This window comes from Methanoculleus sp. UBA303 (genome assembly GCA_002501655.1).
In the GTDB taxonomy this organism is placed as follows: Archaea; Halobacteriota; Methanomicrobia; order Methanomicrobiales; family Methanoculleaceae; genus Methanoculleus.
The window spans coordinates 1-24,362 of record DANY01000032.1 but is presented as its reverse complement, the minus strand read 5'-3'; the positions used below and the strand labels follow the sequence as shown (position 1 = coordinate 24,362).

Here is a 24,362-nt window from a genome sequence, read left to right as displayed (position 1 = left end):
GCTCCCTCCGCACGGGGGGAGGTGAAAGCGGCGCCCCTTCTTCACTTTCGGGCCGCACGGCTCACCTTCATGCCGGAGGGGAGCTACCATGATTCTATCGTATGCTGCGGAGGTACCGGTACCGGCTGTATCCGACCGAGGATCAGAAGACCCTGATCGCCCAGCACCTCGGGTGCTGCCGGGTTGTGTACAACTGGGCGCTTGCCCGCAAGAATCAGGCGTATCACGACGGGGGCATCAGCCTCTCCAGGTACGACCTCATGAAGCAGCTCCCCGCGCTCAAAGAGGAGTTGCCGTGGCTCAAGGAGGTCAACGCCCAATCGCTGCAGCAATCGATCCACCACCTTTTCCGCGCGTTCACGAACTTCTTCGAGGGTCGTGCCGAAGCACCGACCTTCAAGGCGAAGCATGCCCCCGAGCAGGCGTTCACGGTCCCACAATCCTACACCGTGGACTTCGAGCGGGGTACCGTGAAGCTCCCGAAGATCGGTTCGATCAAGGTCAAGTACCACCGCACCTTCGTGGGCACGATGAAGTCCGCGACGGTGATCCGAACTTCGACCGGTCGGTACTTCCTCAGCATCGTGGTCGAGGATGGCCGGAAGCCGCCGAAGCCGGTCGATCCGGTCCCGGATCAGACGGTCGGGATCGACCTGGGGCTTGCGCACTACGCTGTTCTCTCGACCGGGGAGAAAGTGGCAAACCCACGACACCTCCGGAACGCCCAGAAGCGGTTGGCCGTCTTGCAGAGGCGGCTCGCCCGCAAGCAGAAAGGGTCGAAGAACCGGAACAAAGCCCGGCTCAAGGTTGCCCGGTGTCACCAGGAAATTGCCGATCAACGGCGGGACTTCCAGCACCAGCTCTCTTCTCGACTGGTCCGCGAAAACCAAGCGTTAGCGGTGGAGTTCCTGAACGTGGACGGCATGGTGAAGAACCACTCTCTTGCGAGATCGATCAGCGACGCCGGCTGGGGGACGTTCCTCTCGATGTTGGCGTACAAGTGTCAGGAGGCCGGCAAACCCCTGCTGAAGATCGGGGTGTTCGAACCGTCCTCGAAGACCTGCTCGGTCTGCGGCTACCGGAAGGCCGATCTGACGCTGAAGGACCGGGAATGGACGTGCCCGGACTGCGGGACGACACACGACCGGGACCTGAACGCCGCGACCAATATCAAACAATTCGCACTTGCAGGCGCGGGACGCGCCGAAGAGCCTGTGGACCCGCTCCCGGTGGGGAGGGGGATGATAGCCGGGAAGCCACCTGCGCAAGCGGGGGTAGTTCACTGACGACCTTTGTGAACCGTGGCACCGGAGGTGCCGCTGGCGACCTTTGATGGAAAGTACGGTTTCATGGCCGGGACCGGTCCGCTGGCCAATCAGGAAAAAAGGGAGTTATTCGGGAAGATCTTCCCAGCGGTCCTTGAACTGCTTCTCGACGCCCGGGAGGGTGGTATACTCCATCTCCTCAAGCGAGAGGCGGTGCGGTTCAAACGGCCCGTGGGCCCGGAGAACATCCGAGAGCTCGCAGCACCGGTCGCGGACACGGTTGAACGCCGGGTCGTCGAACATGTCCGCAGGCCCGATCAACTTTCCGTTGCTGACCTGGAACCCGAGACAGACGACCCGGGGCGGTCCGTCAAACGCGGTGCAGTTTGCGTCACAGACTCCCACCGGCATGAACGGCCCGTGATGCGAGCCACGCATCCAGCCTGCCACGAGGATGGGCGTCCTGAAGGGGTCGATGACTTCGCCGACCGACGGGAACCCGCTCTGCGCCCTGATGACCATGACCGGGTCATCCTTGCCGACGTAGCGGCCGGCCATCAGGTTCAGCCGCTGGGTGCTTGTGGATGCTGCAATTTCGCCGTTCCTCTTCCAGATGTACTTGATCACATAGCGGCTCGGTGCTCCGATATAGGCAAGGAGGCTGTAGGACTCTTCGGGTGTGTTGAAGAGAATTCTCCGCTTCTTTATAACGTCGTGGACCTCGAAGGTGAACCCATCGTGCATCGAGGGGTCGATGACGAGGCCGGACGTGCTGAAGGGGTCAGCGAAGATCCTGTACAGGAAGTAGTTCCACGCCCCGGGCTCGGTCTTATCGGCCATGAAGACCAGAACCGGGTCTGAACCCCGCTCATCAAACTCCATCTCAGCAACACCGGGCCCCATCCCCTTGACGTTGCCGCTGAACGCATCTCCGAGCAGGTCCTGGCCGGCACCGTAGAGCTTCATCTCTTTGGCGATCCCGGCGCATTCCATGAAGACGTCCCACGCCAGTTTGTGGATCTCTTCATTGTCCTCGCCTTTGGTGTGCGTCATAATCAGCTCGAGATCATCACCGCAGTGGGTGACATACGAGTCGATGATGATGCTGCCTTCTGCTTCCTTGAGCCTCTGTGCGGCCACCTCAAGAAGCTTCGGGTGGGTGCGGGAGTGCCCCGGAAAACTGCCTACATCTGCTTTAATCACGGACACGGTGGTCTTAACCATTATTCAATCACCACTACCTAGACGGGCGTAGCCCTTACGACTACTAGATAGGTATTACTGTATATGTAGGTGTTGTTGCCTAGAAAAAGGGTTGGCTACGGCAACCAATTTTCGGGATCGTCCTTCTTCGCTGTGAGCCGATCCTTCACGGCATATGTGCCCGACGGTAATGTCGAGGTTATTGTAATGCCATTTGCCGCTTCTGCTGTTTTAGCGGGATCCATCGATGATTGAGGCATCGCCGGGAGTATCTTCTCGGGAATTCGCGCCTGGTGGGCCCGACGGCGTTCGCGCGCCCGCTCCAGGAGGGGTTGTCCGGATGCGGTCGGGAGGAGGGGTATGGGTTGCGGGCATACCCTCTTGCGCTCCCCGGCGCATTGGTACATCTGCCGGATACCGCCGGTAAAAGTACTGTGGCCTGCCGAATGTTAGCCGTTCATTCTATCCTGATCGATTTGCCGCGGGAGAATTTGACCTCCAGGACGCCGTGCTTGTAGTTCGACTGCATGGAGTCGGCATCCACGGTCGGTATCTCAACCGAAGTCAGCTGGTTACCGCCGGCGATGATCGTCAGCGTGCCGTTGATGAGTGACAGGTGAATATTCTCCTTCTCGACACCCGGGAGATCAATTGCCACCGTCACGTCATCATCGGTCGTGTACATCTCTGCTATCGGCTCGATGGTCCCCTCGGAAGAGGGTTCTGCTACGGGATCCGCTTCCTCTGCCGGAGTCTCTGTTGTGCCGGCGTCATGGAGGACGATCTTGAATCCGTAGGCAAACGGCCTGTTCTGGTCTCCCTGCTCTTTGAGCCCCTGCTCCATGAGGCGTTTCATCAGTTCATTGAGTTGCTGGAAGATGTCTGCTGGGCTGTCACTCATGTGCATCACGGTTGTTTCTGTTTATCCTGATGAGGGGAAGTCGTATAACTTCCCCGGGGATGGGAGCGCACCCCCTGGGTGGGGCGCCCCCGTCAGAACGCCATGCCGGCCTTTGGCAGCGGGCGTTCTATCCTGATCTTCAACTCCTTTGTGAGACGTTTGATCTCGCCGAAGTCTTTCTTTCTCTGGTAGACCGCATCTTTCAGGGCCTGCGTCAGATCCTTGACTTCCTGCTCGGTCTTCTCGCCCTTCTGCGTTCTGGCACGGTTGATCGTCGAGATGGCATCCTCGAGCGTCGATCGCTGCTCCTGGTTATAGAGGATCTGCCAGGAGTGACGTTCGCTCTCCTCCAGCCGGTCGATATCCAACGTGCCTCTCACGCGGGAGAGGGCATCCTCGAAGTGTTTCTTCGTGATCCTCACGTTGCCGATCGCCTGGCGCCGTTCTTCCTCAGTCTTCCCTCCCATGGCAGCGATGAACTCGCGCATGGCGGAGATCTTTGCTTCACGGACCAGCGCCTCGATATCGGCTCCGACATAACCCTCGGTTCTGTCGACCAGTTCCTCGATGTTTACGTCGTTTGCGAGGATCTCCCGGTTCTTGAGATACACTTCGAAGATCTTCTTTCTGCCTTCCCGGTCGGGCGGCGGGACGTATATCATCCGGTCCAATCTGCCAGGGCGAAGCAGCGCCTCGTCCAACATGTCCGGGCGGTTGGTAGCGCCGAGAACCACGACATTGTTCAGTTCCTCGAGGCCGTCGAGCTCTGTCAGGATCTGGCTTACCACACTTTCAGTTACGTGCGATGATCCTATATAAGATCCCCGTTTGGGCATAAGTGCGTCAATCTCGTCGAAAAAGATAATCGACGGTGCTGCTTGCCTCGCTTTCCGAAATACCTGGCGAACGCCCCGCTCTGACTCTCCGACCCATTTCGAGAGCAGTTCAGGACCCTTTACGGATATGAAATTGCTTTCGCTCTCGTTTGCGACCGCCTTTGCAAGGAGTGTCTTACCCGTTCCGGGTGGCCCGAAGAGCAGGATCCCGCGGGGAGGTTCGGTGTCCAGGGAGGCGAATATCTCCGGATATTTGAGCGGCCACTCAACGGCCTCCGCAAGCTCGGCCTTGACGTCGTCGAGTCCACCGACGTCCTCCCATTTGACATCGGGGATCTCTACGAGCACCTCACGCATCGCGCTCGGCTCAACGTGCTTATGCGCTTCGATGAAGTCCTCGTTCGTCACGCGGAGCTGGTCGATGATCTCGGTGGGGATCTCCTCCTCGATCTTGATCTGGGGTATGATCCGGCGAAGCGCGTGCATCGCCGCCTCCTTTGCAAGCAGCGCGATATCGGCGCCGACAAAGCCGTGGGTGGAGCGGGCGTAGTCGTCGAGGTTCACGTCCTCGGCAAGCGGCATGCCCCGCGTGTGGATCTGGAAGATCTGCTGTCTTCCCTTGGTGTCCGGGATGCCGATCTCGATCTCACGGTCAAACCTGCCACCGCGCCGGAGGGCAGGATCGATCATATCCGGGAGGTTCGTTGCGGCGATCACCACCACCTGACCCCGGGTCTTCAAGCCGTCCATCAGGGCCAGGAGCTGGGCAACGATTCGGCGTTCGACCTCACCCTTAACTTCCTCACGTTTGGGTGCGATCGAGTCTATCTCGTCGATGAAGACGATCGAGGGTGCGTTCTCCTGCGCTTCCTCAAAGACCTCACGGAGACGCTCTTCGGACTCTCCGTAGTACTTGCTCATGATCTCGGGGCCCGAGAGCGTGATGAAGTGTGCGTCCACCTCATTTGCCACCGCTTTTGCTATCAGTGTCTTCCCCGTTCCGGGCGGGCCGTAGAGCAGGACGCCTTTCGGGGGCTCGACGCCGAGGCGTTCGAAGAGTTCGGGGTGCCGAAGCGGGAGTTCGATCATCTCCCGGACGAGTTGCAACTCGCGGTCCAGGCCACCGATGTCCTCGTAGTGGACGTCGGCCGCAGTCTCGCGCCGCCCTTCCTCGGGCTCATACGGGGTCTCTTTCAGCTCGATCTCGGTGCTGTCGGTGACGATGGCGATGCCTTTCGGGGCCACTCTGGCGATGACGAACGTGAGCGGGTTCCCGAGGATGCTGACCCGGACGTGCTGCCCTTCGGTGACCGGCCGGCCGCGGAGGATCCTTCCCAGGTACTGCTCGCCGCCCACAAGGCGGATGGGCTGGGTCGGCTGGATGGTCACCTTCTTGGCGTATCCAGCCTCGGTCTTGTGTATCCGGACGTTGTCGTCGATCCCGGCTCCGACGTTGCTCCGGGTGCTGCCGTCGATGCGCAGGACCGCCTTGCCGGTGTCCTGCGGGAATCCCGGCCATATGAGCGTCGCCGCCTTCTGACGCCCCTCGATCTCGATGACGTCGCCGCTGACGAGGCCGAGCGCCTTCATGGTGTCGATGCTCAGTCTGGCGATTCCCCGGCCGGCGTCCTCGTGGGCCGCCTCTTTGATGGTCACCTCAACAGATTCGGTGTTAGCCATGTGAACAATCTCCTCCTGTAGGGTTTACCATAGGTAAGTGCGACTTTTTATTTATACTTTTCTGCGTCGTCCCTCCTGTTGTACCGGATGATCTCCTTTTCTGTAACGATGTAATCCATCTTCACATCGTTTTCGTCGACAGGAATGCTCTGTGCCTGCTGGCAGGAGAACGCGATGCCGATCTTCTGCGGGTGGGGATACCGGCAGAGAAAGCGGTCGTAGTACCCGGCACCGTAACCGAGCCGATTTCCTTCGGCATCGAAGGCGAGCATCGGTATGATGACCGCCTGGACCTCTTCGGGCCGGGCCGGAAGTTCGTGCCCGACCGGTTCGGGCACGTTGAACGTGCTCGGAAGGAGGATCGCGGGGTCCGGCAGGTAGGAGAGGCGGAGGCTGCAGGTCTCCCGTTCGATGATGGGCACGATGACCCGCACACCCCGCAGGTTCAGGTCTACAATCAGGTCTTTTGTCTCGACCTCCAGGGCTTTTGAGGCGTAGACCATGACGGTCTCAAACCCGTTGAGGAGGTTGAGGAGTCTTTGGCTGATGATCTTGCTATGCTCGGCGATCTGTGAAGGTGAGAGAAGGGATCGGGCCTCCTTTGCCTGCTGACGGAGTGCCGCCTTTGTCTGGCTCATTATATGGGAGTTTTGGGCAAATTACCACATAAAGCATGCATGCCCGAAGACTGAGCGACGACGGGTACGCCTTCCTTCGGGCCGGACCCGGACCTCCCCGGGCTTCAGCGCAGGCGGCCTACTTCTTCGATGCCTGCCCCTCACCGCAGACATCCCGGAGTTGGCGGAGGGAGGATGCAAGGACTTTGGTCTTCCCGATCATCGCGGCGATCAGGAGAGCGTCGAGGATCTCATCGCGGGATGCGCCTTCCTTCAGGGCAGCCCCCATGTGCACTTTCAGGCAGTTGTCCGCCCCCGCGCCCGCAGCGGCAGCAATGGCGATGAGTTCGGCGGTCTTCGCGTCGAGGGAGCCCGGGCGGGAGATCCGGTAGTCGGCGATGGCGGAGAGCGCGAAGATATCGGGCCGGTCGCGGAGCAGGGTGAAGATGAACGGCACGACGCCGAGCATCTCCCTCACGTCTTCCGTGATCTCGTCGCCGAGGTCGTCTGCATGGGTTAGGAAGTCGTTGATTAACTGTTCATTTTCGGGTTTCATTAGACTGTCCTCTTACGTGAATGTCGATAGGGATGACGATAATGGTGCGGTTTTTGATGTGAGGGTGTTCGGGTGTTCTTGTGTGCAAGCGTATTAGACCGATATTTTCCCGCGATCCGGGTGCGCTGGACCGGAGAGGGTAATCCCCCCAGGGGTGGGGGCAGTGCGTGGCGATATCCCCACGAAAGCCGTAGATGAGGTTATGCGGCTATTAGAACGATAGGAGTTAAAGCAATCATTTTGCTTCAAAAGCAGTTGCACAAAAAGGCAGAAAGTTCCACAACCCCCTTCCACCCCGCCGGCGCCCCTCCGCTACCCGGAGAACAATACCCCAAAAACGAGATCCCGGGGAGCGCCATCACGCGCTCCCCATGTCTCTCTTCAGAAGTTAAAGTGCCGTCCGACGATCTTCAGCGCACAGTAGTCTCCGCACATCGTGCAGCCGTCGGTATCGGCCGGCATCCGCTCGGCGCGGATCGCCCGGGCGCGCTCGGGGTTGATCGCGACTGAAAACTGCCGCTCCCAGTCGAGGTCCCGGCGGGCATGTCCCATCTCGAGGTCGGCGTCCCGCTTTTTGAGCTTGATCATATCCCCGACGTGGGCGGCGATCCTCGAACTGATGACGCCCTCGTAGACCTCCTCGGGGGTGGGGAGCGCCAGGTGCTCCGCCGGCGTCACGTAGCAGATGAAGTCGGCGCCGTATGAGGAGGCGAGTGCGGCCCCGATCGCGGCCACCCGGTCGTCGTAGCCGGGCGCGATATCGGTGACGAGCGGACCGAGCATGTAGAACGGCTTCCGGTTCGTGACCCGCTTCTGCAGCACGACATTGGTCTGGATCTCGTCGACCGGGATGTGCCCCGGCCCCTCGATGATCGCCTGCACACCCTCGGCATGCGCCTTATCGGCGAGCTCCGCGTTGATGAGCAGTTCCTGGATCTGGGCACGGTCGGTAGCGTCGTGGACCGCACCCGCCCGCATACCGTTGCCGAACGAGAGGGTGACCTCGTGCTCTTTCAGGATCTCAACCAGGTAGTCGAACTCCGCGTAGAGCGGGTTCTCCTTCTCATTGTGAAGCATCCAGGCAGTCATGAAGGCCCCGCCCCGGGAGACAAGTCCGCCGTGCCGCCCCTGGTTCTGCAGGCGCTTCATCGTCTCGTAGTTGATCCCGGTGTGGATCGCCATGAAGTTGGTCCCGAGTTTTGCTTGTTCCGCCGTGATCCGGAAGAGGTCGTCCTCTTCCATGTGGACAACCGCCCCGTGCTTCCGGGCGGCCTCGATGAACGCCTGGTAGAGCGGGACCGACCCGACCGAGAGGGTGGTCGCCTCGACGACCCGGCGCCGGATCTCTGCAAAGTCACCGCCGGTGGAGAGTTCCATCAGTGTATCGGCACCGGCACGCTCGGCCTGCCGGACCTTCTCGATCTCCATATCAACGTCGACCATATCCGTCGACGTCCCGATGCTCGCGTTGACCTTGGTGCGGAGCCCTTCGCCGATACCGCAGATCTTCACCTTCCGGTAGGGAGAGACCGGAATGACGATGTGGCCTTCAGCCACGCCGTGCCTGACGAACTCTTCAGATACACCTTCCGCTGCTGCGACGATCCGCATCTCCTCGGTGACGACGCCGCGCCGGGCGTCTTCTATGAGACCCATGCCATTATATTTGAGGGAAAGAGTTGATAAAGGCTTGTTTTTAGGATTCAGGCTAAAATACGGTTGTTTTCTCAACAAGTAAACTTGACTTACTCTTATTCAGGTCTGGTTTCGTAGCCGGAAAGCCAAGGCTTACAAGCGATCGAGGAGCACCAGTATACCATCCGGTGAATTAGTTTGTACGTCAATTTTGGGGGCTTTGTCCCGATCAGCACCGTCGATTGGCGAGGACGGGCGGCCTGCACTGTTTTCCTCAGAGGGTGCCCCGCGCGCTGCTTTTACTGTCATAACGCCGCCCTACAGGGAGGTGAGGACCTCCGCGATACGGGCGAGGTCATCGCGATGATCCGGGGCTCCCGCACGGTTGCAGGCGCCGTGGTCTTCTCCGGTGGGGAACCGACTCTGCAGGGGCCTGCGCTCATTCACCTTGCCGCCGCCGCCCGCACCATGGGGCTCTCCGTCGGCCTGCACACAAACGGCATGTTTCCCCGGGTGATCGAGAACCTCCTCCGGGAGCGCCTGGTGGACATGGTCGCCCTCGACGTCAAGACCACGTGGGAGCGCTACGACGATCTCCTGGGCGTGGCTGCCGTCGGTGCAGTGGAGCAGTCGCTCGCCCTCTGCAGGCGGGCAAAGGCTGAAGGCAGTCTTGAGACCTGCGAGATCGTGGTCACCCTCTTCCGGGGCCGCGAGGGCGATCTCGCGTCCATCGCGGAGGCTGCCTGCGGGCTCGCCCTCGTCCTCCAGCAGGGGGTGGCCGAGGGATTCGACCCCCTGACCCGACAGGAACTCGAGGCAGCAGCGGCACCGCTCGGGCGGAAGGTCCGGATACGGACCCGGGAGGACGGCGAGGTCGGCTACGATCCGGAGCAGGAACTGTTCCGGTGACGTTAAACATAATATCGTCGGGAACGCACGTTCATGGAGATGTCTGTGGCGGCCGCCGCAACCTGCACCGCCGGGATTCTGCAGCCGGTCTCTCGCCGGCACGGCCCGCTGTTCTGGATACGATAGCATAACTAGATGGAGAAACCTGATGAAGGTCATTGGAATCGTTGGTATGCCGGCAAGCGGGAAAGGAGAGGTATCAAGGATCGCCCGGGACCTTGGGATTCCTGTCGTGGTCATGGGGGATGCAATACGGGAGCGGGTGAGGGAGGCCGGGCTTCCAGCGACGGACGCGAACCTCGGCGCTATGTCGGGGAAGTTGCGCTCGGACCTCGGCCTGGACGCCATCGCCCGGATCACCATCCCGGCCATCGAGGCAGAGACTGCTCCGGTGGTCCTGGTGGACGGTATCAGGGGAGATTACGAGGTGGCGACATTCAAAGAGCACTTCCCCGACTTCATACTCATCGGGATCGTCTCATCGTTTGAGACGCGCTACCGGAGGCTCGCGAACCGGGGGCGATCCGATGATTCTCTCACCGCCGGAGAACTCCGGGCCCGCGACGAGCGGGAACTCGGGTGGGGGCTCGGTCGAGCTCTCTCGCAGGCGGACTGCCGGATCACGAACGAGGGCACGCTTGAAGAGTTTGCTGCAGAGGTCCGCGCCCTGCTCTGCCGGCCTGGAGATATAACATGAGCCTTGTTCCATATTTTTCATCCTCATCGAAAGTCTGGGAATCCCGGGACTGGGTCTTCGGGATCGAGGAACTTGGGTATACTGGCTGGGAGATCGTCGCCGACGGGAAGTACCGCCTGGACAACCCCGAGAACTTTGCCGCTGTCCAGGAGAACCTTGAGAGCACCGGCCTCCTCGCGACTGTTCACGCCCCCTATAGCGACCTGAACCTCGCGTCGCTGAACTACCCCATCTGGCGCGAATCCATCCGCCAGACCTGCTGCTGCATCCACCACGCGGCCGACCTGACCGACCGGGTGACAGTCCACCCCGGGTTTGTATCCCCCGTCGGGAAACTCGTCCCCGAGAAGGTCTGGGAGATGCAGAAGACCGCACTCGTCGAGATCGGGAAATACGCGGAGGACCATGGCGTCCTTGCATGTGTCGAGAACATGATCAGCATCAGGGACTTCCTCTGCCGCTACCCCGAGGAGATCCTCGGACTCACCGAAGGGATTCCCGGGATCGGGATCACACTGGACGTCGGGCACGCGAACACCAACGGCCTGGTCGATGCGTTCCTTGCGCACGTCGGGGAGGTCAGTCACCTGCATATCCACGACAACCACGGTCAGTCGGACGAGCACCTCGCCCTCGGTGATGGGACCATCGCCTGGGAGAAGGTCGGGCGCGTCGTCGCCCGCGACTACTCCGGCCGGGTCGTGATCGAGGGCCGGACGCTCGAAGAGGCAAAACGGAGCCTTGCGGCATTCAGGAAGTGGTTCGTATAGCCGGCGAGACTCTGCACGTCCACTTCCTCGGCACGGCGGGAGCGCTCCCGTCCCCACAGCGCAACCCCTCCTGCGTCCTGATCCGGCGCGGCTCCGATACCCTGCTCTTCGACTGCGGGGAGGGCGCCCAGCAGCAGATGATGCGTGCCCGGACCGGGTTTACCGTGGACGCCATCTTCGTCACCCACTGGCACGCCGACCACTTCCTCGGCATCTTCGGGCTCGTTGAGACGCTCGGGTTCATGGGGCGGACCGATCCGCTCCCGATCTACGGCCCGCCCTGGGTCAGCGAATTTGTCGATCTCGTGCAGAAGATTAGCGGCCATACCCGGGGTTACTCCGTCACCGGTCATGTCCTTGAGCACGGTTCGGTCGTGCCCTTCAACGGCTACACCGTCCGGGCATTTGCTACGTATCACGGCATCCCCGGGCTTGGCTATGTCCTGGAGGAGGATGAACGACCGGGTTGGTTCAACCGCGAGCGGGCCATTGCGCTCGGTATCCCGCCGGGCCCGCTCTTCGGGCGGCTGCAGCGCGGTGAAGTAGTCCGCGTCGTCATCGACGGCGTCGAGACCGAGGTCCGGCCCGCCGATGTGCTGGGAGAGCCGCGCCCGGGAAGGAAGGTTGTCTATACCGGAGACACGCGGCCCATTCAGCACCTGCCCGATGCCGCCGGCATGATCCGCGACGCAGATCTCCTGATCCACGACGCAACGTTCGACGATCAGGAGAGCGACCGCGCCCGGGAGGTCCTGCACTCCACTGCCGGTGAGGCCGGAGAGGCGGCTGCGGCCTCAAACGCCCGTATGCTTGCCCTGATGCACATAAGCTCCCGCTATACGAGTACAGTAAACCATATACGCGATGCGAAGCGACAGTATGAGGGAGATGTGATCCTGCCGGCCGATCTGGCGGTGCTGGAGATCCCGTATCGGAGTTGATCGAGATGGAGGGTGATGGTGATGTTTCAGGGCCTATACAGCCAGAACCGCCTGATCCTGACCGGCCTTGGCGCGCTGCTCGTCAGTGCCGCTGCATCGAGCATTGCAGGCATCTATCTTGGTTCCGTCCGTGAAGTCCTCGGGCTGATACCCGGCCTGATGGTGCTTCTGCCGTCGATCATCGATATGCGGGGCAACATCGCCGGAGTCCTTGCATCCCGCCTCTCGTCGTCGATGCATCTTGGAGAGTTCTCCATCGACTTCCAGGAAGGTTGTGTTCTCGGCGACAACATCCGCGCCTCGTTTGTGGTGACCGTCCTCATAGCGTTCGTTCTTGGCATCTTCGCCTACGTAGCGAGTCGCATTTTTGGGCTTCCCGTAGTGGGCATTGCCGACCTCGTGCTGATATCGGTCACGAGCGGGATCATATCGGGGTTCGTGGTGATGGGGATCACCGTGATCATCGCGCTTGCGAGTTACCGCTACGGCCTCGACCTCGATATGATCGCTGCCCCGACCGTCACCACCTCCGGGGATATCGTCACGCTCCCGATCCTCGTGCTCTCCGCGGTCTTCGTCATGCTCCTCTCTCCCCTGGCCCGTCTGGCACTCGGGGCCGTCGTCGTCGTCACGGCCATCGCCGCCATCCTCTACACCCGGCGTCGGTCGGAGGGGATCGGGACCGTCGTCCGGGAGAACCTCTCCCTCCTTATCCCGCTCAGCGTCCTCGGGACGCTGGCCGGGCTGACCTACTCCCTCAGCCTCGACAATCTGGTGGCGTTCGCTGTGTTTCTTATCCTGATACCGCCATTCATGGGCGGCCTCGGATCGATAGGCGGCATCCTTGGGTCTCGCCTATCGACCGGGATGCATACCGGTGAACTCAACCCCTCGTTCCTCCCCGAGCGCGGCGTTGTGCATCACTTTATTATTTCCTATCTCTATACGTTGATACTGCTTCCACTGCTGGCGCTCATAGCGCATGGTGCGGCGGTGCTCATGGGGTTAAACAGCCCCGGCCTTGGAATGCTGGTCACTATCAGCCTTGTGGCGGGTCTGGTCGTCATGACACTGGTGAACGGCGCGGCATATGTCACCGCGAGCCTTTCATTCCGGTATGGTCTCGATCCCGATAACTTCGGAATCCCTGTCATCACAAGCCTGATCGATCTGATCGGTGCGGCTACGCTCGTGGCAGTGATAGATCTGCTGCTCTAACGAAAGGATGCATCAAAAAGAACGGTTGACAGACCCATGACGGAACACGAATACCACCCGATCAGCTTCAAAGATGTTCTGATCGAGATGAAGGATATCTCAGAGTTGATGATCGATCTCTCGTACTCTGCGATACTCTTCGATAGCAAAGAGATAGCCCTCGAAGTGATCAACCTCGAGGAGAGCATGAATAAACTGGTATACCAGGCCCGAATCCAGAGTGTTCTCGGCGCCAGGCGCCTCGAGGAGGCCGAGGCGATGAGCGGCATGCTCCAGGTTGCCGAGGCGGCGGAGAGGATTGCAAACTCGGCTTCGGATATAGCAAAGCTCATCCTGAAGGATATCCGATTTCCGGCAAAACTCAAGCGCGTCTTCCCCGAGGCAGAAGAGATCGTCACCCGGGTTATCATCAGCCGGAGCAGCGAACTTGCCGGTCGCACGCTCGGCGACCTCAAAGTCCAGAGCACGACGGGTATGCAGGTGATTGCCATCCGGCGTGGGAAGGGTTGGATATATGATCCCGACAAAACTACCCGGGTGGAGAGCGGGGATATACTGATATCGCGGGGTCCGGAAGCCGGAGCGGATATCCTCTCCCTGATGGCGGGGACGGCGGCGTGTCCGGGGGGTGAACCCTCGCAGGCGGGTGAGGTCGACGACCTTGACCGGGCGGTCGGGCTGATCATCGAGATGAAGAACCTCTCGGAACTCTCCGTAGGACTCGCGTACACCTCCCTGCTCTTCGATAACAAGGAGGTGGCGCACGAGGTGGTCGCCCTTGATTCGACGCTCGATGATATGCGCTACGACCTGGACCTCTGGATCCTTGAGGCTGCGCGGAAGATCGACGATGTGCGCTACCTCCGGGGTCTTCTGTATATGTCATCGTTTGCGCAGGCGATCAGTGATTCGGCCCACTCCATCGTCGACGTCCTTTTGCGCAACATCGAGATCCCGCCGGTCTTTAAGAAGATCGTCAGGGAATCGGATGAGATCATCACGCGGATACCTGTGGCGGAGTCATCGTCGCTTGTGGGGAGGACCCTCAAGGAGGCGTCACTTGGGACGGTGACGGGGATGGTCGTGCTCGCCATCAAGCACGGCGACCGGTGGGTCTACCGCCCGGGGAAGCATATTCGACTTCGGAGCGGTGACCTTATCATCGCAAAGGGCAGACGGGATGGTGAATGCCGGTTGTATGACCTTGCCGGATACACCGTCGAGATGTCCGAAGAATGACTAGGAGAAGTACTATGGGAGATACCAAAGATATGATTGTTTATCGCCTCGGAGCAAACTGTGATCTCGACGAGGTGGAAGAAGGAAAGGCTTATCTGGGACGAGTGCAGGGTTTTGCCCCGTTCGGCGTCTTTGTCCAGCTAAATGACCGGGTCAAGGGGCTCGTTCATAAGAGCAACGTGAAGGTGCAGCACGAGGAACGCGATCCGATCATCGTTCATGTCCTCCAGATCCGGAGTAACGGCAACATCGACCTCGAGGAGGTCACGCCGACCGTCTACCAGACCCAGAACGTGACCAAGAAGACAACGAGTGTCCTCCTCTCGGATATCGGGAAGAAGATCGGCAGGACTGTGCTGATCGAGGGTGAGGTCGCTCAGATCAAGCAGACGTCAGGGCCGACGATCTTCACCATCGTGGATGAGTCCGGCACCGCAAACGGGGCCGCGTTCATCGAGGCGGGTGTCCGCGCATACCCCGAGGTCGACCTCGGGGATATCGTCGCCCTCACGGGTGAGGTGATGCAGCGCAACAACCAGCTCCAGATCGAGATCGGGTCCATGACGGTCCTCGCGCCGGAGGATACGGCGCGGGTCAGAGAGCGCATCGATGCGGCGCTTGATCTCCGTGCGGAACCCGTCGACCTCCCGTTCCTCGTGGAGAGCGATGTTCTTCGCGCCCTCAGGCCGCAGATGCGCAAGGTGGCGAAGGAGATCAGGAAAGCGGTCCTGACCGCGCGGCCAATCGTCCTCCGGCATCATGCGGATGCTGACGGCATATGCGCTGCCGTTGCTATCGAACAGGCGGTGACAGCGCTGCTCCGGGAGAGCGGCGGGGACTTCGACGCGGAGTACTTCCTCTTCAAGAGGTCTCCGTCCAAGGCCCCGTTCTACGAGATCGAGGATATAACGCGGGACCTTGACTTCGCCCTCAAGGACAACGCCCGCTACGGGCAGAAGATGCCGATGATCCTCTTGATGGACAACGGGTCCACCGAGGAGGATATGCCGTCGCTGAAGGTGACCCGAATCTACGGCCTTCCGGTGATGGTTGTGGACCACCACCATCCTGACGAGGTTGTGGACGAGTACCTGATCGGGCACGTAAATCCCTACCATGTGGGCGGCGATTACGGGATCACGGCCGGGATGCTGGGAACAGAGATCGCCCGCCTGGTCAATCCGGCGGTCGAAGATCAGATCCGGCACCTGCCGGCGATTGCGGGGGTCGGCGACCGGAGCGAAGCGCCGGAGCGTGCCCGTTACATCGCGCTGGCGGCGCCTGAGTACTCGGAGGACGATTGCCGTGATATCGCGCTGGCGCTCGACTACGAGCAGTTCTGGCTCCGGTTCAGCGACGGGAGAGAGATCGTCAAGGATATCCTGAACCTCTCCGGTAACCCCGAACGCCATGCGAAGTTCGTCGACCTGCTGGTCGAAGAGGCAAATCGGGCGATCGAGGAGCAGATGGAGGCCATCATGCCTCACGTCGAGAGCCGGACGCTGCCGAACGGCGCTCACCTCTTCATGCTCGACGTGGAACTCTTCGCTCACCGGTTCACGTTCCCGCCGCCGGGTAAGACCTCGGGGGAGGTGCACGATCGGCTGGTCCGGGAGCGCCCGGGAGTGCCGGTCGTCACGCTCGGGTTCGGACCGGACTTTGCTGTTCTCCGTTCCCGGGGCGTCATGATGAACATACCCCGGATGGTGCGTGAACTCCATAGCGAGATCGCCGGCGGGGGAGTGAGCGGCGGCGGCCACCTTGTCGTCGGGAGCATCAAGTTCGTGGAGGGTATGCGCGAACCGGTGGTTGAGAGCCTGATCCAGAAGATTGGTGAAGCACCAATCTGATGCTACTTCTTTCCTGCCGGTGGTGCGGGGAGGCAGTCTTCGCCTGCGGCATGTGGATCGCCTCCGGGGAACCAGCGCCAGAAGGGCCTCTGCGATGCCGGCCACGGCCCTTGTCGGCTGTTACACTGTAACCTCTCTTCTCTTCATGTGCTCTGCTGCCCTGGAGCACTCTCTGGCTGCCTCACGGCGTAGCGCCGGGGGTTCGCCGCCGGCGTGGTTTTGAAAACAACCGAAATATAAAAATAGGGTTATATCATATGGGTGTCCTCATGGCAGGAAATAGATGGATGTGGAGAGGACTCCTGGTTGTGCTGCTTGTGGCAGCGACGGCCTTTGTGCTCCCCGTGGCTGCCCAGAATGCGGCGCCTACGACTCCTCTGACCTGGACTCTTCCTCCGACACCTGACGAGACCCCGGAGGAGACTCAGGTAGGGAGCCTGGATAATGAGACCCCGGAGGAGACTCAGGTAGGGAGCCCGGATAATGAGACCCCAGAGGAGACTCAGGTAGAGACAACCAACGATACAATCAGCATGACAACCAATGATACAACCAATGATACAACCAACGAGACCGCTATGGAGACGGGACCTCCCATCATAGTCGGGACGGATGAGGTGACGATGGAAGCGACGCCAGCAGAGACTTCGACAGTTGAGATGCCGACGTTCACGCCGATACAGGCAGCCCAGGTAAACCCCAGCCCAACGGCGTCAGCCCCCCTCTCGCTCATCAGCATCATCGCGGCTGTTGCAATCGCCGGGCTTCTGGTCGTTCTATTGAGGAACAGGAGGTAATAGGGCGCGGTCCATCCGGAGCCTCCTCGCTGAACGAGACCGGTTGCGGCAAGGATCCCTTACGCAAACGGCGCTGCGCCCGGCTTGATGGGGATTGCGACCGGAGACGACCGGCTATCCACGACACCGACGTCGCTCCCGGCGCCGTTGTGCGGCTCCGTGTTGGGTGAAACGGGAGGGGGTGGCCCGTCCCTCTCACGGGCACTCGCGCAGGCGATGGCCGGTCGACGGTGTTGGGTAAGCTGAAGGTGCTCCCTGATCCGCTGATTGGCACGGCGATGCCCAATTGTATACAAATAGTTGTATACTCATCCTGAGATTTTAGGATCTCAAATGGGTAAGCATATATACTGCTCTGCACTAAAAGCACTTGCTCACGAGGGAACGAGTGGATGTCGACGAAGGACCGTATTAAAGAAAGATATAGCGATACCCAGCGAAAGATCCTGTACCACCTCAAATCCGGGTTGAAAGCAGGCAAATCCTACTTCAAGTCAAAATACATCGCAACCGATCTGGGCCTCTCCCCAAAAGAGGTCGGTATCAATCTAGCTATCCTCTCGGAGATCTGTGACGAGCTGGATATCAGGCGCTGGAGCTACTCGAACAGTACAACGTGGCGTGTTACCCCCCGTGCATCATAATTTTATTCTGGAACGCTCTACTTTAGGGCATGAAGATCATTGAGTTCGAAGCACCTATCGAGTTTGTGGCCACCATCAACGACCACAAAGACTGCCTCATGTCCCAGGACAAGAACTATGAGAACCCGGATGTGCTCTGGTTCAACATCGATGTCCCGAAGGGCCATGGTGTACGGGCCGGAGACCGGGTCAGGATCACCGTCGAGAAGATCTGAATTCAGATGTATTCCGGAAGCGTCTCCAGGGTGATGCGGTATGAGTCGACCTCATCTACGCTGACGATCAGGTAGAAGTCCTTACCCCCCCTCTGGACGTTCTTGATGATAGTGCCCGGATAGCGGAGGTCAGCCCCTTCTACGATGGTCCCACTCTCCAGCTCGACCAGCGCCATCCGAAAGTGTGCCGCCTCAGGCCTTACCGTTGCAGAGACACTGCAGTTCAGCCTCCAGACCGCGTACGGTACGTGGAGTGCCTCGGTGATGCCTCCTCGTGCCTCCTCAATGTACGCGAACGGGACAATGCCCGGAGCCTCATTCCAGGGCGGGTCAGACCCTCCGTAGAGCGTGAGGTTGTTGGGGAGGTGACAGCAGGGGTAATCCCAGACCCTGGTCGTGTACGATAGCCTGACGGGTCCGGGCGGTACAGACGATGCCGGCACCGGGGGAGCCGTGACGTAAGGCGTCGGGATACTCTCCGGTGTGAGGCTTTCCTGAACCTCTGATCCGGCTTCCGCTGCAGGCAGACGAAATACCATCGCTATCGCTGAGACAATGATCAGGGCAGCAAGGATGCTGAAGACGTCGCCTTTATCCACAGGTGTAGAGGGATGTGCGAGGCAAAAACATCTTCGGATTTGACTTCATATCCTTGTCCATATACAGTCGGAGATTGCTGTTCAGGTGTCGAGCCATCCCCATTTTACCTTATCTTTCTTCTCAATAGTCATTATAAAACGGAACCGTTAATACGGAAACGGTGCTACTGTCCTGATGAGAGCATGGAAGTCCCTGAGGTGCGCACATGGGTGGTATTTTATCTGCTCTCGTTCGTAGTGCTCCTTGTAGCTACCTTCATCACAACCCAGAACGACGGCCAGCGCTGGATCAGCCTCATGCTTATCATCATCGTCGTCGGCGTAAACCTCTTCCTGCTGCTCTCCGAGTTGAAGCGCTACCAGGCCCGGAAGGCCTTTATGCGCCGGATGTCGAAGTTCGACGAGACCGGGGCGGGCGCGGATTCTTCCGGCCGCCGCTGGTAACCTCAGACCGATCGACGTTGTGTTATGCGGCCTTCCGCAGTATCTTCTGCGCGACATTGTAGGGCACAAAGAGGTGCTCCACCTCTCTTGCCAGATACTCAGTCTTCCCCATGATGTAGTAGCCGTCAATACCGAGTGCGGAGTGAAAAAGGCGTGCAAGCTCGTTCTTCTGCTTCTCAGTGAAGTAGATAGTGACGTTCCGGCAGGTGACGGCGTCGAGGTACCGGGCGATCGGGATGCCCGACATCAGGTCGTGCTGCCGGAATTTGACGAGGTCCCTGATGTGGGGGCGGACCTCGAACGTGCCGTCATCATGGCTGGTGAAGTGCTTCCGGATCTGGCGCTCGTCCACATTCTCAAGCGCCTTTCGGTCATATATGCCGGTCATGGCTTTCTGCAGCACCACGGCGTCGATATCGGTCGCGTATATCGTTACGCTGACGTCCCGGTGCAGTGCCGTCAGTTCGTGCGCGAGGATGGCGATCGAGTAGGGTTCTTCGCCCGTGGAGCAGCCGGCGCACCAGATCCTGATCGATCCCCTGCGACGGGCTAGATCCGGCAGCACCTCCCGCCGGATCACCTCGAAGACTTCCGGGTCCCGGAAGAACTTCGTGACGTTAATGGTGAGGGCGTTACGCAGGAGATCGATCTCCTGCGGATTTGCGAGGAGATACTTATGGTAGGCCTCGTAGTCAGTGGCGTTCGTCAGGCGCATCCGGGAGAGGATACGTCGTTTGATGTAATCCTCTTTGTAATTCGAGCACTTGATCCTGACCAGTCTCTCGATGCTCCTCTGGAGCGACGTGAATGCATCCATGCAGTATTCTTCTCTTGCCGGGCGTTTGGCTTACGGGGTGTTCTGGTAGTGTCCGAGATCGCTGACCACTTTCTGGACGTCAAGCCAGATGATGAGGGTCTTTGCTTTCCCGTTGCTATCGTTCCCTATCTTGATGATCGCTTTCACATAATCGCTGATCGACGACGTGATACCGTCGTTGATCCGTTCAATCTGCTCATCCCGAACCGAGATGACACTGTGAACATCATCGACGATGATCCCCACGTTCGACCCGCCCGCCACATCCGGCATCAGCACGACGATCTTCCGGTTCTCGATCCCGCCGGATTCGGGAAGCCCGAGGAGGCCTCTGAGGTCGATGATGTTCGTGATCTCGCCACGCAGATTGATGATGCCCGCAAGGTATCGGGGAGCACGGGGGAGGGGAGTGATCGGCATCATCTCCACGATCTCTCGTGCTATCTGGATATCCAGCGCGTAGTGTTCCGCCCCGAGCTGGAACTCTACCACGTCTACGGATGCTGCCATCGTCTCCTCCTTAGTTGAGTTTGAACTCCCTCATCAACTTCTCAAGTTGTTCAGCCATACCTGCCAGTTCGTGCGATGCGCTCCCGACCTCCTGGGTTGACGCGCTGACCTCCTCCGCGAGTGCCGCCATATCCTCGGTGCGGTCCAGGCTCTCCTTGGTCATGTGGGTAGACTCGTCCATCTTCTGCATCACGTTGTTCGTGGAGCCTGCCTGATCTTCGGTGGCCTTCGTTATCTCGGTGATGCCGTGGGCGACGACCTCCACGCCGTTGACGATCCGGTTTAAGCCCACGATGACCTTGTTGACACTCTCGATGCCTGCCTGGATCTCCTGGTGGGATGCCTGCATTGATCCTGCGGTCTTGTCGGTGCTTGCCTGGATCGTCCGGATCAGGTCCTCAATATCCTGGCTCGCCCGCTTGGACTCCCCGGCAAGGTTCCTGATCTCGCCTGCGACCACGGCGAACCCGCGGCCGTGCTCCCCGGCCCGGGCGGCCTCGATTGCGGCGTTGAGTGCGAGAAGGTTGGTCTGGTTGGCGATGTCGGTGATCAACTTCACGATGTTATTGATCTCCCGCATCTGGTTGTTGAGGGTGCTGATCTCTTCCACGGTCTGCTTGGAGATCTCCTCGACGAGGAGCATCTTCTTCGTCGCGACTTCGCCGAGGGAGGCCGCTTCGTTCCCCTCCTTCGACGCCTTCGAGGCATGCTCCATGACCTCCTGCGACGTGCTTGCTATCTCCTCGATGGACGCCGAGAGGTCGTTGATATCAGTCCCGATCTCTTTGATCTTGTCGAGCTGGCGTCGTGCATCCTCCGACGACTGCTGCGTCGAGACGGCGACCTGTTCCGTGGCCCGGATGATCTCGTCGGAGCTCTTGCTGACCTCTTTTGTGGTCATATCGACCTGGTGGGCCGCCCTTGCCACCTCAGCGAGGAGCGAGCGGATGGCGGTCAGCGAAGCGTTGTAGTCACCCTTCACCTTCAGGAGCGGGTCGTTGGCCTCTGCGTCCACGAACGCCGTCAAATCGCCCTTTGCCATGGCGGCGAGCGCGCCTCCGAGTCCTTCGGCGCTCTTTGCGAGTCTCTCGCCCTCCCGCTTCGCGGTCTCCATGAGAGCTCTGACCTGATCCTCTCTCTCTCGCTGCTCGGTGACATCGTTGTAGACGGTGAGTACAGAGTCTACGTTGCCGGCACGGTCGAGAAGCGGGATGTTGTAGCGCTCGACGGTATAGGTGCCGGCCGGTAACTCCAGCGTGGCCTCACCGCGGTTTGCCTGCCGGGTCCGGATGGCCTCTAGAGCCCCCTGTCCCGACTGGGAGGTGTATTTGAAGTCGCGAGCGGTAAGCTGCGACGCCTGATCTTCAGTGTACCCCGTGAGTTTCAGGAACGTCTTGTTCACCATCTTCAGGGTCATGTCCGGGTTCCAGAGGAGGATGGGCATCGGATTCTCCTGGATCATCACCCCTGTCCGTTCCTGAAGTTCCTGGATCTCCTCCATCTTCATCTGCTGCTCGGTCCAGTCGTTCCAGACGTAGAAGGCCATCTCGATATCGCCCTTTGCATCGAGGATTGGAATGGCGTTGAGGGTGAGATACTTCTTCGTGCCGTCAGGCCACTTGACCATGACGTCGGTCCTTGCGAGTTTCTTCGTCTCGTAGCAGGCGTAGAAGTGGTCGCCCTCAAGGATGGTGATATCGTAGTCGTAGAGTTTCTTTGCAAGGGTCTCTTCCCGTGTCCCCCGCCACATCCGGGCATACTCGTCGTTGATGTCGATCCGGCTCTTGTCCGGGCGAAGTGTCGCGATCGCAAGCGGGTTCTCCTTGATCATCGTGTCGATGCGATGCTGCATTCCGCGAATCTTGTCCTCTTCTTTCCGTTTTTCAGTGATGTCGTTATAGACGTTCAGGATCCCTGTCAGTTCGTTCTTCTCATTCAGGAGGGGGATCCCGTACTGTTCCAGGATGTAGATCCCGGAGGGGAACTCAACCGTCACTTCGCCGTAAACCCGCACTTTCTCGGTGAGCACTTTCCTGAGCCCTTCTCCTTTCTGAGCGAGAACTTTGAAGTCCCGCAGGGTCATCGTGGCGATACGCGACCGGTCGATGCCGGTCAGCTGGAGGTATGCCTCGTTGGCCGTGAGGATCTTCATCCCGGTATCGACGACCAGCATGGGCATCGGGTTCTTCTGGACGATCGTATCGGACTGCCGTTGCAGTTCGGCAATACTCTCCATCTGGACCCTGACCTCTTCCTCTCCCTCCCGCTGCCGTGTGATATCGTTATAGACGATGAGGATGCTCTCGACCGCATTTTCCCTGTCAAGAAGAGGGATGCCGTACTGCTCGAGCGTATGGGTGCCCGAGGGCAGTTCAACAACGACTTCGGCGTACGCCCGTTTCTTCTCCTGGATCGCCTGCCGGAGGCCGGAACCCTTCTGCGATGTTATCTTGAAGCCTCTCAGGCTTCTACCGAGCACCTGATCCATCGGGATCCCGCTCATCTCGGCATAGGCAGTGTTTGCCACAGTTATTTTGAACTGCGTGTCAACGACTAGAATAGGCATCGGGTTCTGCTCGATGATCATATCGGATCCTTTCAGAAGCGTTCTGGCCTCCTCCAGCCGACTCCTGAGGGCCTGCTTCTCCTCCTCCTTCTTCGCGAGCAGTGCATTGATCGAGGCGGCCAGGGGCCGGAATCCCTCCGGAACGCCGGCAAGGTCGATCCTTGCGGAGCCGTCGCCACTGATCCCCGCATGGAGTGCAGCCTCGATCGCCTCGGGCAGCACCGCCGGCCCCTGTTCATGTCCTGTCGTACCCGGCACAACCGGCCCGGTAAATAATGCTTTTCTTCCAGGTCTATCGATCATGAATTACACATCCTTCTCATGCTTCTCGTCCAGTTCCAGAAGCGCAGTAGTTATTGCCCGGTATTCTCTGCCGGCGTCGCTCTCGGGTGCGTAGTGGGAGATGGGAAGTCCCTGTTGCTGTGTTTCGTAGATTGCAGGTGAGTAAGGGACTATGAATACCTGTTTGAACGCTTTCCTGACCTCGGCCTCAAACGCCTTCAGCCGTTCTCTCTCCCTCCCTTCTTCGGCGGAGGGGCCGGGTGAGAAGATCCGTTTCAGGAAGAGTGCGAGGCCGCCTGTTCCGGCTGCCCGATCATCCAGACCCTTCCAGCGGGTCAGAATGGCGAAATCTGCGGTGACATCCTCTCCGAGCATCTCCCTGATGTCGCCAAAGACCGTCGATAAGGCTTCCATGCCTTTGAGGGCGAAGGTGCCGGGATCGAGGGTGACGATGGTGTGGTCCGCCGCGATGAGGCCGTTGATGACGAACTGGCCCATGCTTGGGGGTGTATCGATCAGGATGAAGTCGTAAGTGCCTCTCACCCGGGCGAGCGCCGCCTTGAGCAGCCCTGCCCTATCCTCGATACCGTAGAGATAGGGCTCAACCCCCACAAGGTCCAGGGTTGCCGGAGCAAGATCGATCCCTGATGCCGTGGGGACGATGATATCGTTGATCACGACGTCAGGAAAGCCTTCAAACGTGCTCATGAAGAGATCGTACATGCTCAGTTCAAGGGTATTGGGATTAACCCCCAGCCCCGTTGTGGCATTGGCCTGCGGGTCGCAGTCTACCACCAGAACACTTTTTCCGTTTTTCTGGAGGTATCCTGCGACGTTGAGGCATGATGTCGTCTTTCCCGTGCCACCTTTGTGGTGGGCAAACGCTACAATTGTGATATCCAGCACCCCTCGATACCTCTATTTGGAATGGGGGTTCTTAAACCTATTTTTATGATGCTGTGCATATGCGATGTATGTTCTGCATTCCGATAGCCCGGGCACTCTTGATGATAAATTCAACTTGTATCTGCCAGCAAATCCTCCCGGGTGCAGAGGAGCGGGTGCGGGAAGGCATCGGCTGTCCATCTTAAGTTCGTCCGGGCTCCTTGGTGCTAGTGCATCGATTCCAAAATAACCGACCATATCTAGCCTTCGTCCCCCTCCCCCACGG

At 59.5% G+C, this 24,362-nt stretch carries 23 protein-coding genes; 12 read left to right on the top strand and 11 right to left on the bottom strand.

The features are described 5' to 3' along the window. Positions 1-101 precede the first annotated feature (101 nt). Positions 102-1,286 carry an IS200/IS605 family element RNA-guided endonuclease TnpB gene (tnpB, locus tag BP846_RS07475; protein ID WP_292393988.1) on the top strand — a complete coding sequence of 395 codons (1,185 nt, stop codon included), beginning with the start codon at positions 102-104 and terminating at the stop codon, positions 1,284-1,286. A 105-nt stretch (positions 1,287-1,391) separates the two neighbouring features. On the opposite strand, the gene fbp is transcribed toward tnpB, so the two are convergent. The 6 genes from fbp to thiC all read right to left on the bottom strand — a co-directional run bounded on the left by fbp (position 1,392) and on the right by thiC (position 8,714). Continuing rightward, positions 1,392-2,489, bottom strand: a complete 1,098-nt coding sequence (gene fbp / locus BP846_RS07470) for a fructose-1,6-bisphosphate aldolase/phosphatase (RefSeq protein WP_292393987.1) — start codon at positions 2,487-2,489, stop codon at positions 1,392-1,394. 436 nt (positions 2,490-2,925) lie between these two features. Continuing rightward, positions 2,926-3,369, bottom strand: coding sequence for an Hsp20/alpha crystallin family protein (locus tag BP846_RS07465; RefSeq protein WP_292393985.1), 444 nt, complete (start codon positions 3,367-3,369; stop codon positions 2,926-2,928). Between the two features lie 92 nt (positions 3,370-3,461). Next, positions 3,462-5,885 (bottom strand): CDC48 family AAA ATPase, encoded by a 2,424-nt coding sequence (locus BP846_RS07460; RefSeq protein WP_292393983.1) that lies wholly within the window; start codon positions 5,883-5,885, stop codon positions 3,462-3,464. 47 nt (positions 5,886-5,932) lie between these two features. After that, positions 5,933-6,523: a 5-formyltetrahydrofolate cyclo-ligase gene (locus tag BP846_RS07455; protein WP_292393981.1), complete on the bottom strand. Its 591-nt coding sequence runs from the start codon at positions 6,521-6,523 to the stop codon at positions 5,933-5,935. A 118-nt stretch (positions 6,524-6,641) separates the two neighbouring features. Next, on the bottom strand, positions 6,642-7,058 hold the full coding sequence (locus BP846_RS07450) for a carboxymuconolactone decarboxylase family protein (RefSeq protein ID WP_292393979.1): 417 nt from the start codon (positions 7,056-7,058) through the stop codon (positions 6,642-6,644). Positions 7,059-7,439: 381 nt separating this feature from the next. Beyond that, the gene (gene thiC, locus BP846_RS07445) at positions 7,440-8,714 is read right to left on the bottom strand and encodes a phosphomethylpyrimidine synthase ThiC (protein WP_292393977.1); all 1,275 of its coding nucleotides are present in this window, start codon (positions 8,712-8,714) and stop codon (positions 7,440-7,442) included. 177 nt (positions 8,715-8,891) lie between these two features. On the opposite strand from thiC, the gene BP846_RS07440 reads away from it, so the two are divergent. The 10 genes from BP846_RS07440 to BP846_RS07395 all read left to right on the top strand — a co-directional run bounded on the left by BP846_RS07440 (position 8,892) and on the right by BP846_RS07395 (position 17,973). Beyond that, on the top strand, positions 8,892-9,602 hold the full coding sequence (locus BP846_RS07440; protein WP_292393974.1) for an anaerobic ribonucleoside-triphosphate reductase activating protein: 711 nt from the start codon (positions 8,892-8,894) through the stop codon (positions 9,600-9,602). Positions 9,603-9,750: 148 nt separating this feature from the next. Beyond that, positions 9,751-10,299, top strand: a complete 549-nt coding sequence (locus tag BP846_RS07435) for a dephospho-CoA kinase (protein WP_292393972.1) — start codon at positions 9,751-9,753, stop codon at positions 10,297-10,299. Further along, a complete protein-coding gene (locus BP846_RS07430; protein WP_292393970.1) occupies positions 10,296-11,069 on the top strand; it encodes a sugar phosphate isomerase/epimerase family protein in 774 nt (257 codons plus the stop codon). Before BP846_RS07435 ends, BP846_RS07430 begins: the two co-directional genes overlap by 4 nt. Next, on the top strand, positions 11,057-12,010 hold the full coding sequence (gene rnz / locus BP846_RS07425; protein WP_292393967.1) for a ribonuclease Z: 954 nt from the start codon (positions 11,057-11,059) through the stop codon (positions 12,008-12,010). The genes BP846_RS07430 and rnz overlap by 13 nt, the downstream gene beginning before the upstream one ends. A 21-nt stretch (positions 12,011-12,031) precedes the next feature. Next, positions 12,032-13,228 carry a magnesium transporter gene (locus tag BP846_RS07420; RefSeq protein WP_292393965.1) on the top strand — a complete coding sequence of 399 codons (1,197 nt, stop codon included), beginning with the start codon at positions 12,032-12,034 and terminating at the stop codon, positions 13,226-13,228. Between the two features lie 36 nt (positions 13,229-13,264). After that, complete coding sequence (locus BP846_RS07415; RefSeq protein ID WP_292393963.1) at positions 13,265-14,467, top strand: potassium channel family protein; 1,203 nt, start codon at positions 13,265-13,267, stop codon at positions 14,465-14,467. Between the two features lie 14 nt (positions 14,468-14,481). Next, on the top strand, positions 14,482-16,317 hold the full coding sequence (locus BP846_RS07410) for a DHH family phosphoesterase (RefSeq protein ID WP_292393961.1): 1,836 nt from the start codon (positions 14,482-14,484) through the stop codon (positions 16,315-16,317). Between the two features lie 269 nt (positions 16,318-16,586). Beyond that, on the top strand, positions 16,587-17,114 hold the full coding sequence (locus BP846_RS07405; protein ID WP_292393959.1) for a hypothetical protein: 528 nt from the start codon (positions 16,587-16,589) through the stop codon (positions 17,112-17,114). A gap of 392 nt (positions 17,115-17,506) precedes the next feature. Beyond that, positions 17,507-17,758: a DUF7123 family protein gene (locus BP846_RS07400; protein WP_214077252.1), complete on the top strand. Its 252-nt coding sequence runs from the start codon at positions 17,507-17,509 to the stop codon at positions 17,756-17,758. Positions 17,759-17,787: 29 nt separating this feature from the next. Continuing rightward, positions 17,788-17,973, top strand: a complete 186-nt coding sequence (locus BP846_RS07395) for a hypothetical protein (RefSeq protein WP_292393957.1) — start codon at positions 17,788-17,790, stop codon at positions 17,971-17,973. A 2-nt stretch (positions 17,974-17,975) separates the two neighbouring features. Here the strand turns inward: BP846_RS07395 and BP846_RS07390 are convergent, their stop codons facing one another. Further along, a complete protein-coding gene (locus BP846_RS07390) occupies positions 17,976-18,572 on the bottom strand; it encodes a hypothetical protein (protein WP_292393956.1) in 597 nt (198 codons plus the stop codon). A gap of 183 nt (positions 18,573-18,755) precedes the next feature. On the opposite strand from BP846_RS07390, the gene BP846_RS07385 reads away from it, so the two are divergent. Further along, positions 18,756-19,016: a hypothetical protein gene (locus BP846_RS07385; protein ID WP_292393954.1), complete on the top strand. Its 261-nt coding sequence runs from the start codon at positions 18,756-18,758 to the stop codon at positions 19,014-19,016. A 22-nt stretch (positions 19,017-19,038) separates the two neighbouring features. Here BP846_RS07385 and BP846_RS07380 read toward each other — a convergent pair whose 3' ends face one another. From BP846_RS07380 to BP846_RS07365, 4 genes are read right to left on the bottom strand one after another with little or no spacing between them, the layout of a single operon-like run. Further along, the gene (locus BP846_RS07380; RefSeq protein WP_292393952.1) at positions 19,039-19,833 is read right to left on the bottom strand and encodes a CheR family methyltransferase; all 795 of its coding nucleotides are present in this window, start codon (positions 19,831-19,833) and stop codon (positions 19,039-19,041) included. Positions 19,834-19,863: 30 nt separating this feature from the next. Continuing rightward, on the bottom strand, positions 19,864-20,343 hold the full coding sequence (locus BP846_RS07375) for a chemotaxis protein CheW (RefSeq protein ID WP_292393950.1): 480 nt from the start codon (positions 20,341-20,343) through the stop codon (positions 19,864-19,866). Between the two features lie 10 nt (positions 20,344-20,353). Further along, positions 20,354-23,212: a methyl-accepting chemotaxis protein gene (locus BP846_RS07370; RefSeq protein ID WP_292393948.1), complete on the bottom strand. Its 2,859-nt coding sequence runs from the start codon at positions 23,210-23,212 to the stop codon at positions 20,354-20,356. Between the two features lie 3 nt (positions 23,213-23,215). Further along, positions 23,216-24,097, bottom strand: coding sequence for a ParA family protein (locus tag BP846_RS07365; protein WP_292393946.1), 882 nt, complete (start codon positions 24,095-24,097; stop codon positions 23,216-23,218). Positions 24,098-24,362: the final 265 nt, after the last annotated feature.

Coding starts and splice junctions, on each gene's coding strand:
- tnpB (WP_292393988.1), top strand. CDS start 102: ATGCTGCGGAGGTACCGGTACCGGCTGTATCCGACCGAGGATCAGAAG.
- fbp (WP_292393987.1), bottom strand. CDS start 2,489: ATGGTTAAGACCACCGTGTCCGTGATTAAAGCAGATGTAGGCAGTTTT.
- BP846_RS07465 (WP_292393985.1), bottom strand. CDS start 3,369: ATGAGTGACAGCCCAGCAGACATCTTCCAGCAACTCAATGAACTGATG.
- BP846_RS07460 (WP_292393983.1), bottom strand. CDS start 5,885: ATGGCTAACACCGAATCTGTTGAGGTGACCATCAAAGAGGCGGCCCAC.
- BP846_RS07455 (WP_292393981.1), bottom strand. CDS start 6,523: ATGAGCCAGACAAAGGCGGCACTCCGTCAGCAGGCAAAGGAGGCCCGA.
- BP846_RS07450 (WP_292393979.1), bottom strand. CDS start 7,058: ATGAAACCCGAAAATGAACAGTTAATCAACGACTTCCTAACCCATGCA.
- thiC (WP_292393977.1), bottom strand. CDS start 8,714: ATGGGTCTCATAGAAGACGCCCGGCGCGGCGTCGTCACCGAGGAGATG.
- BP846_RS07435 (WP_292393972.1), top strand. CDS start 9,751: ATGAAGGTCATTGGAATCGTTGGTATGCCGGCAAGCGGGAAAGGAGAG.
- BP846_RS07430 (WP_292393970.1), top strand. CDS start 10,296: ATGAGCCTTGTTCCATATTTTTCATCCTCATCGAAAGTCTGGGAATCC.
- BP846_RS07420 (WP_292393965.1), top strand. CDS start 12,032: ATGTTTCAGGGCCTATACAGCCAGAACCGCCTGATCCTGACCGGCCTT.
- BP846_RS07415 (WP_292393963.1), top strand. CDS start 13,265: ATGACGGAACACGAATACCACCCGATCAGCTTCAAAGATGTTCTGATC.
- BP846_RS07410 (WP_292393961.1), top strand. CDS start 14,482: ATGGGAGATACCAAAGATATGATTGTTTATCGCCTCGGAGCAAACTGT.
- BP846_RS07405 (WP_292393959.1), top strand. CDS start 16,587: ATGGCAGGAAATAGATGGATGTGGAGAGGACTCCTGGTTGTGCTGCTT.
- BP846_RS07400 (WP_214077252.1), top strand. CDS start 17,507: ATGTCGACGAAGGACCGTATTAAAGAAAGATATAGCGATACCCAGCGA.
- BP846_RS07395 (WP_292393957.1), top strand. CDS start 17,788: ATGAAGATCATTGAGTTCGAAGCACCTATCGAGTTTGTGGCCACCATC.
- BP846_RS07385 (WP_292393954.1), top strand. CDS start 18,756: ATGGAAGTCCCTGAGGTGCGCACATGGGTGGTATTTTATCTGCTCTCG.
- BP846_RS07380 (WP_292393952.1), bottom strand. CDS start 19,833: ATGGATGCATTCACGTCGCTCCAGAGGAGCATCGAGAGACTGGTCAGG.
- BP846_RS07375 (WP_292393950.1), bottom strand. CDS start 20,343: ATGGCAGCATCCGTAGACGTGGTAGAGTTCCAGCTCGGGGCGGAACAC.
- BP846_RS07370 (WP_292393948.1), bottom strand. CDS start 23,212: ATGATCGATAGACCTGGAAGAAAAGCATTATTTACCGGGCCGGTTGTG.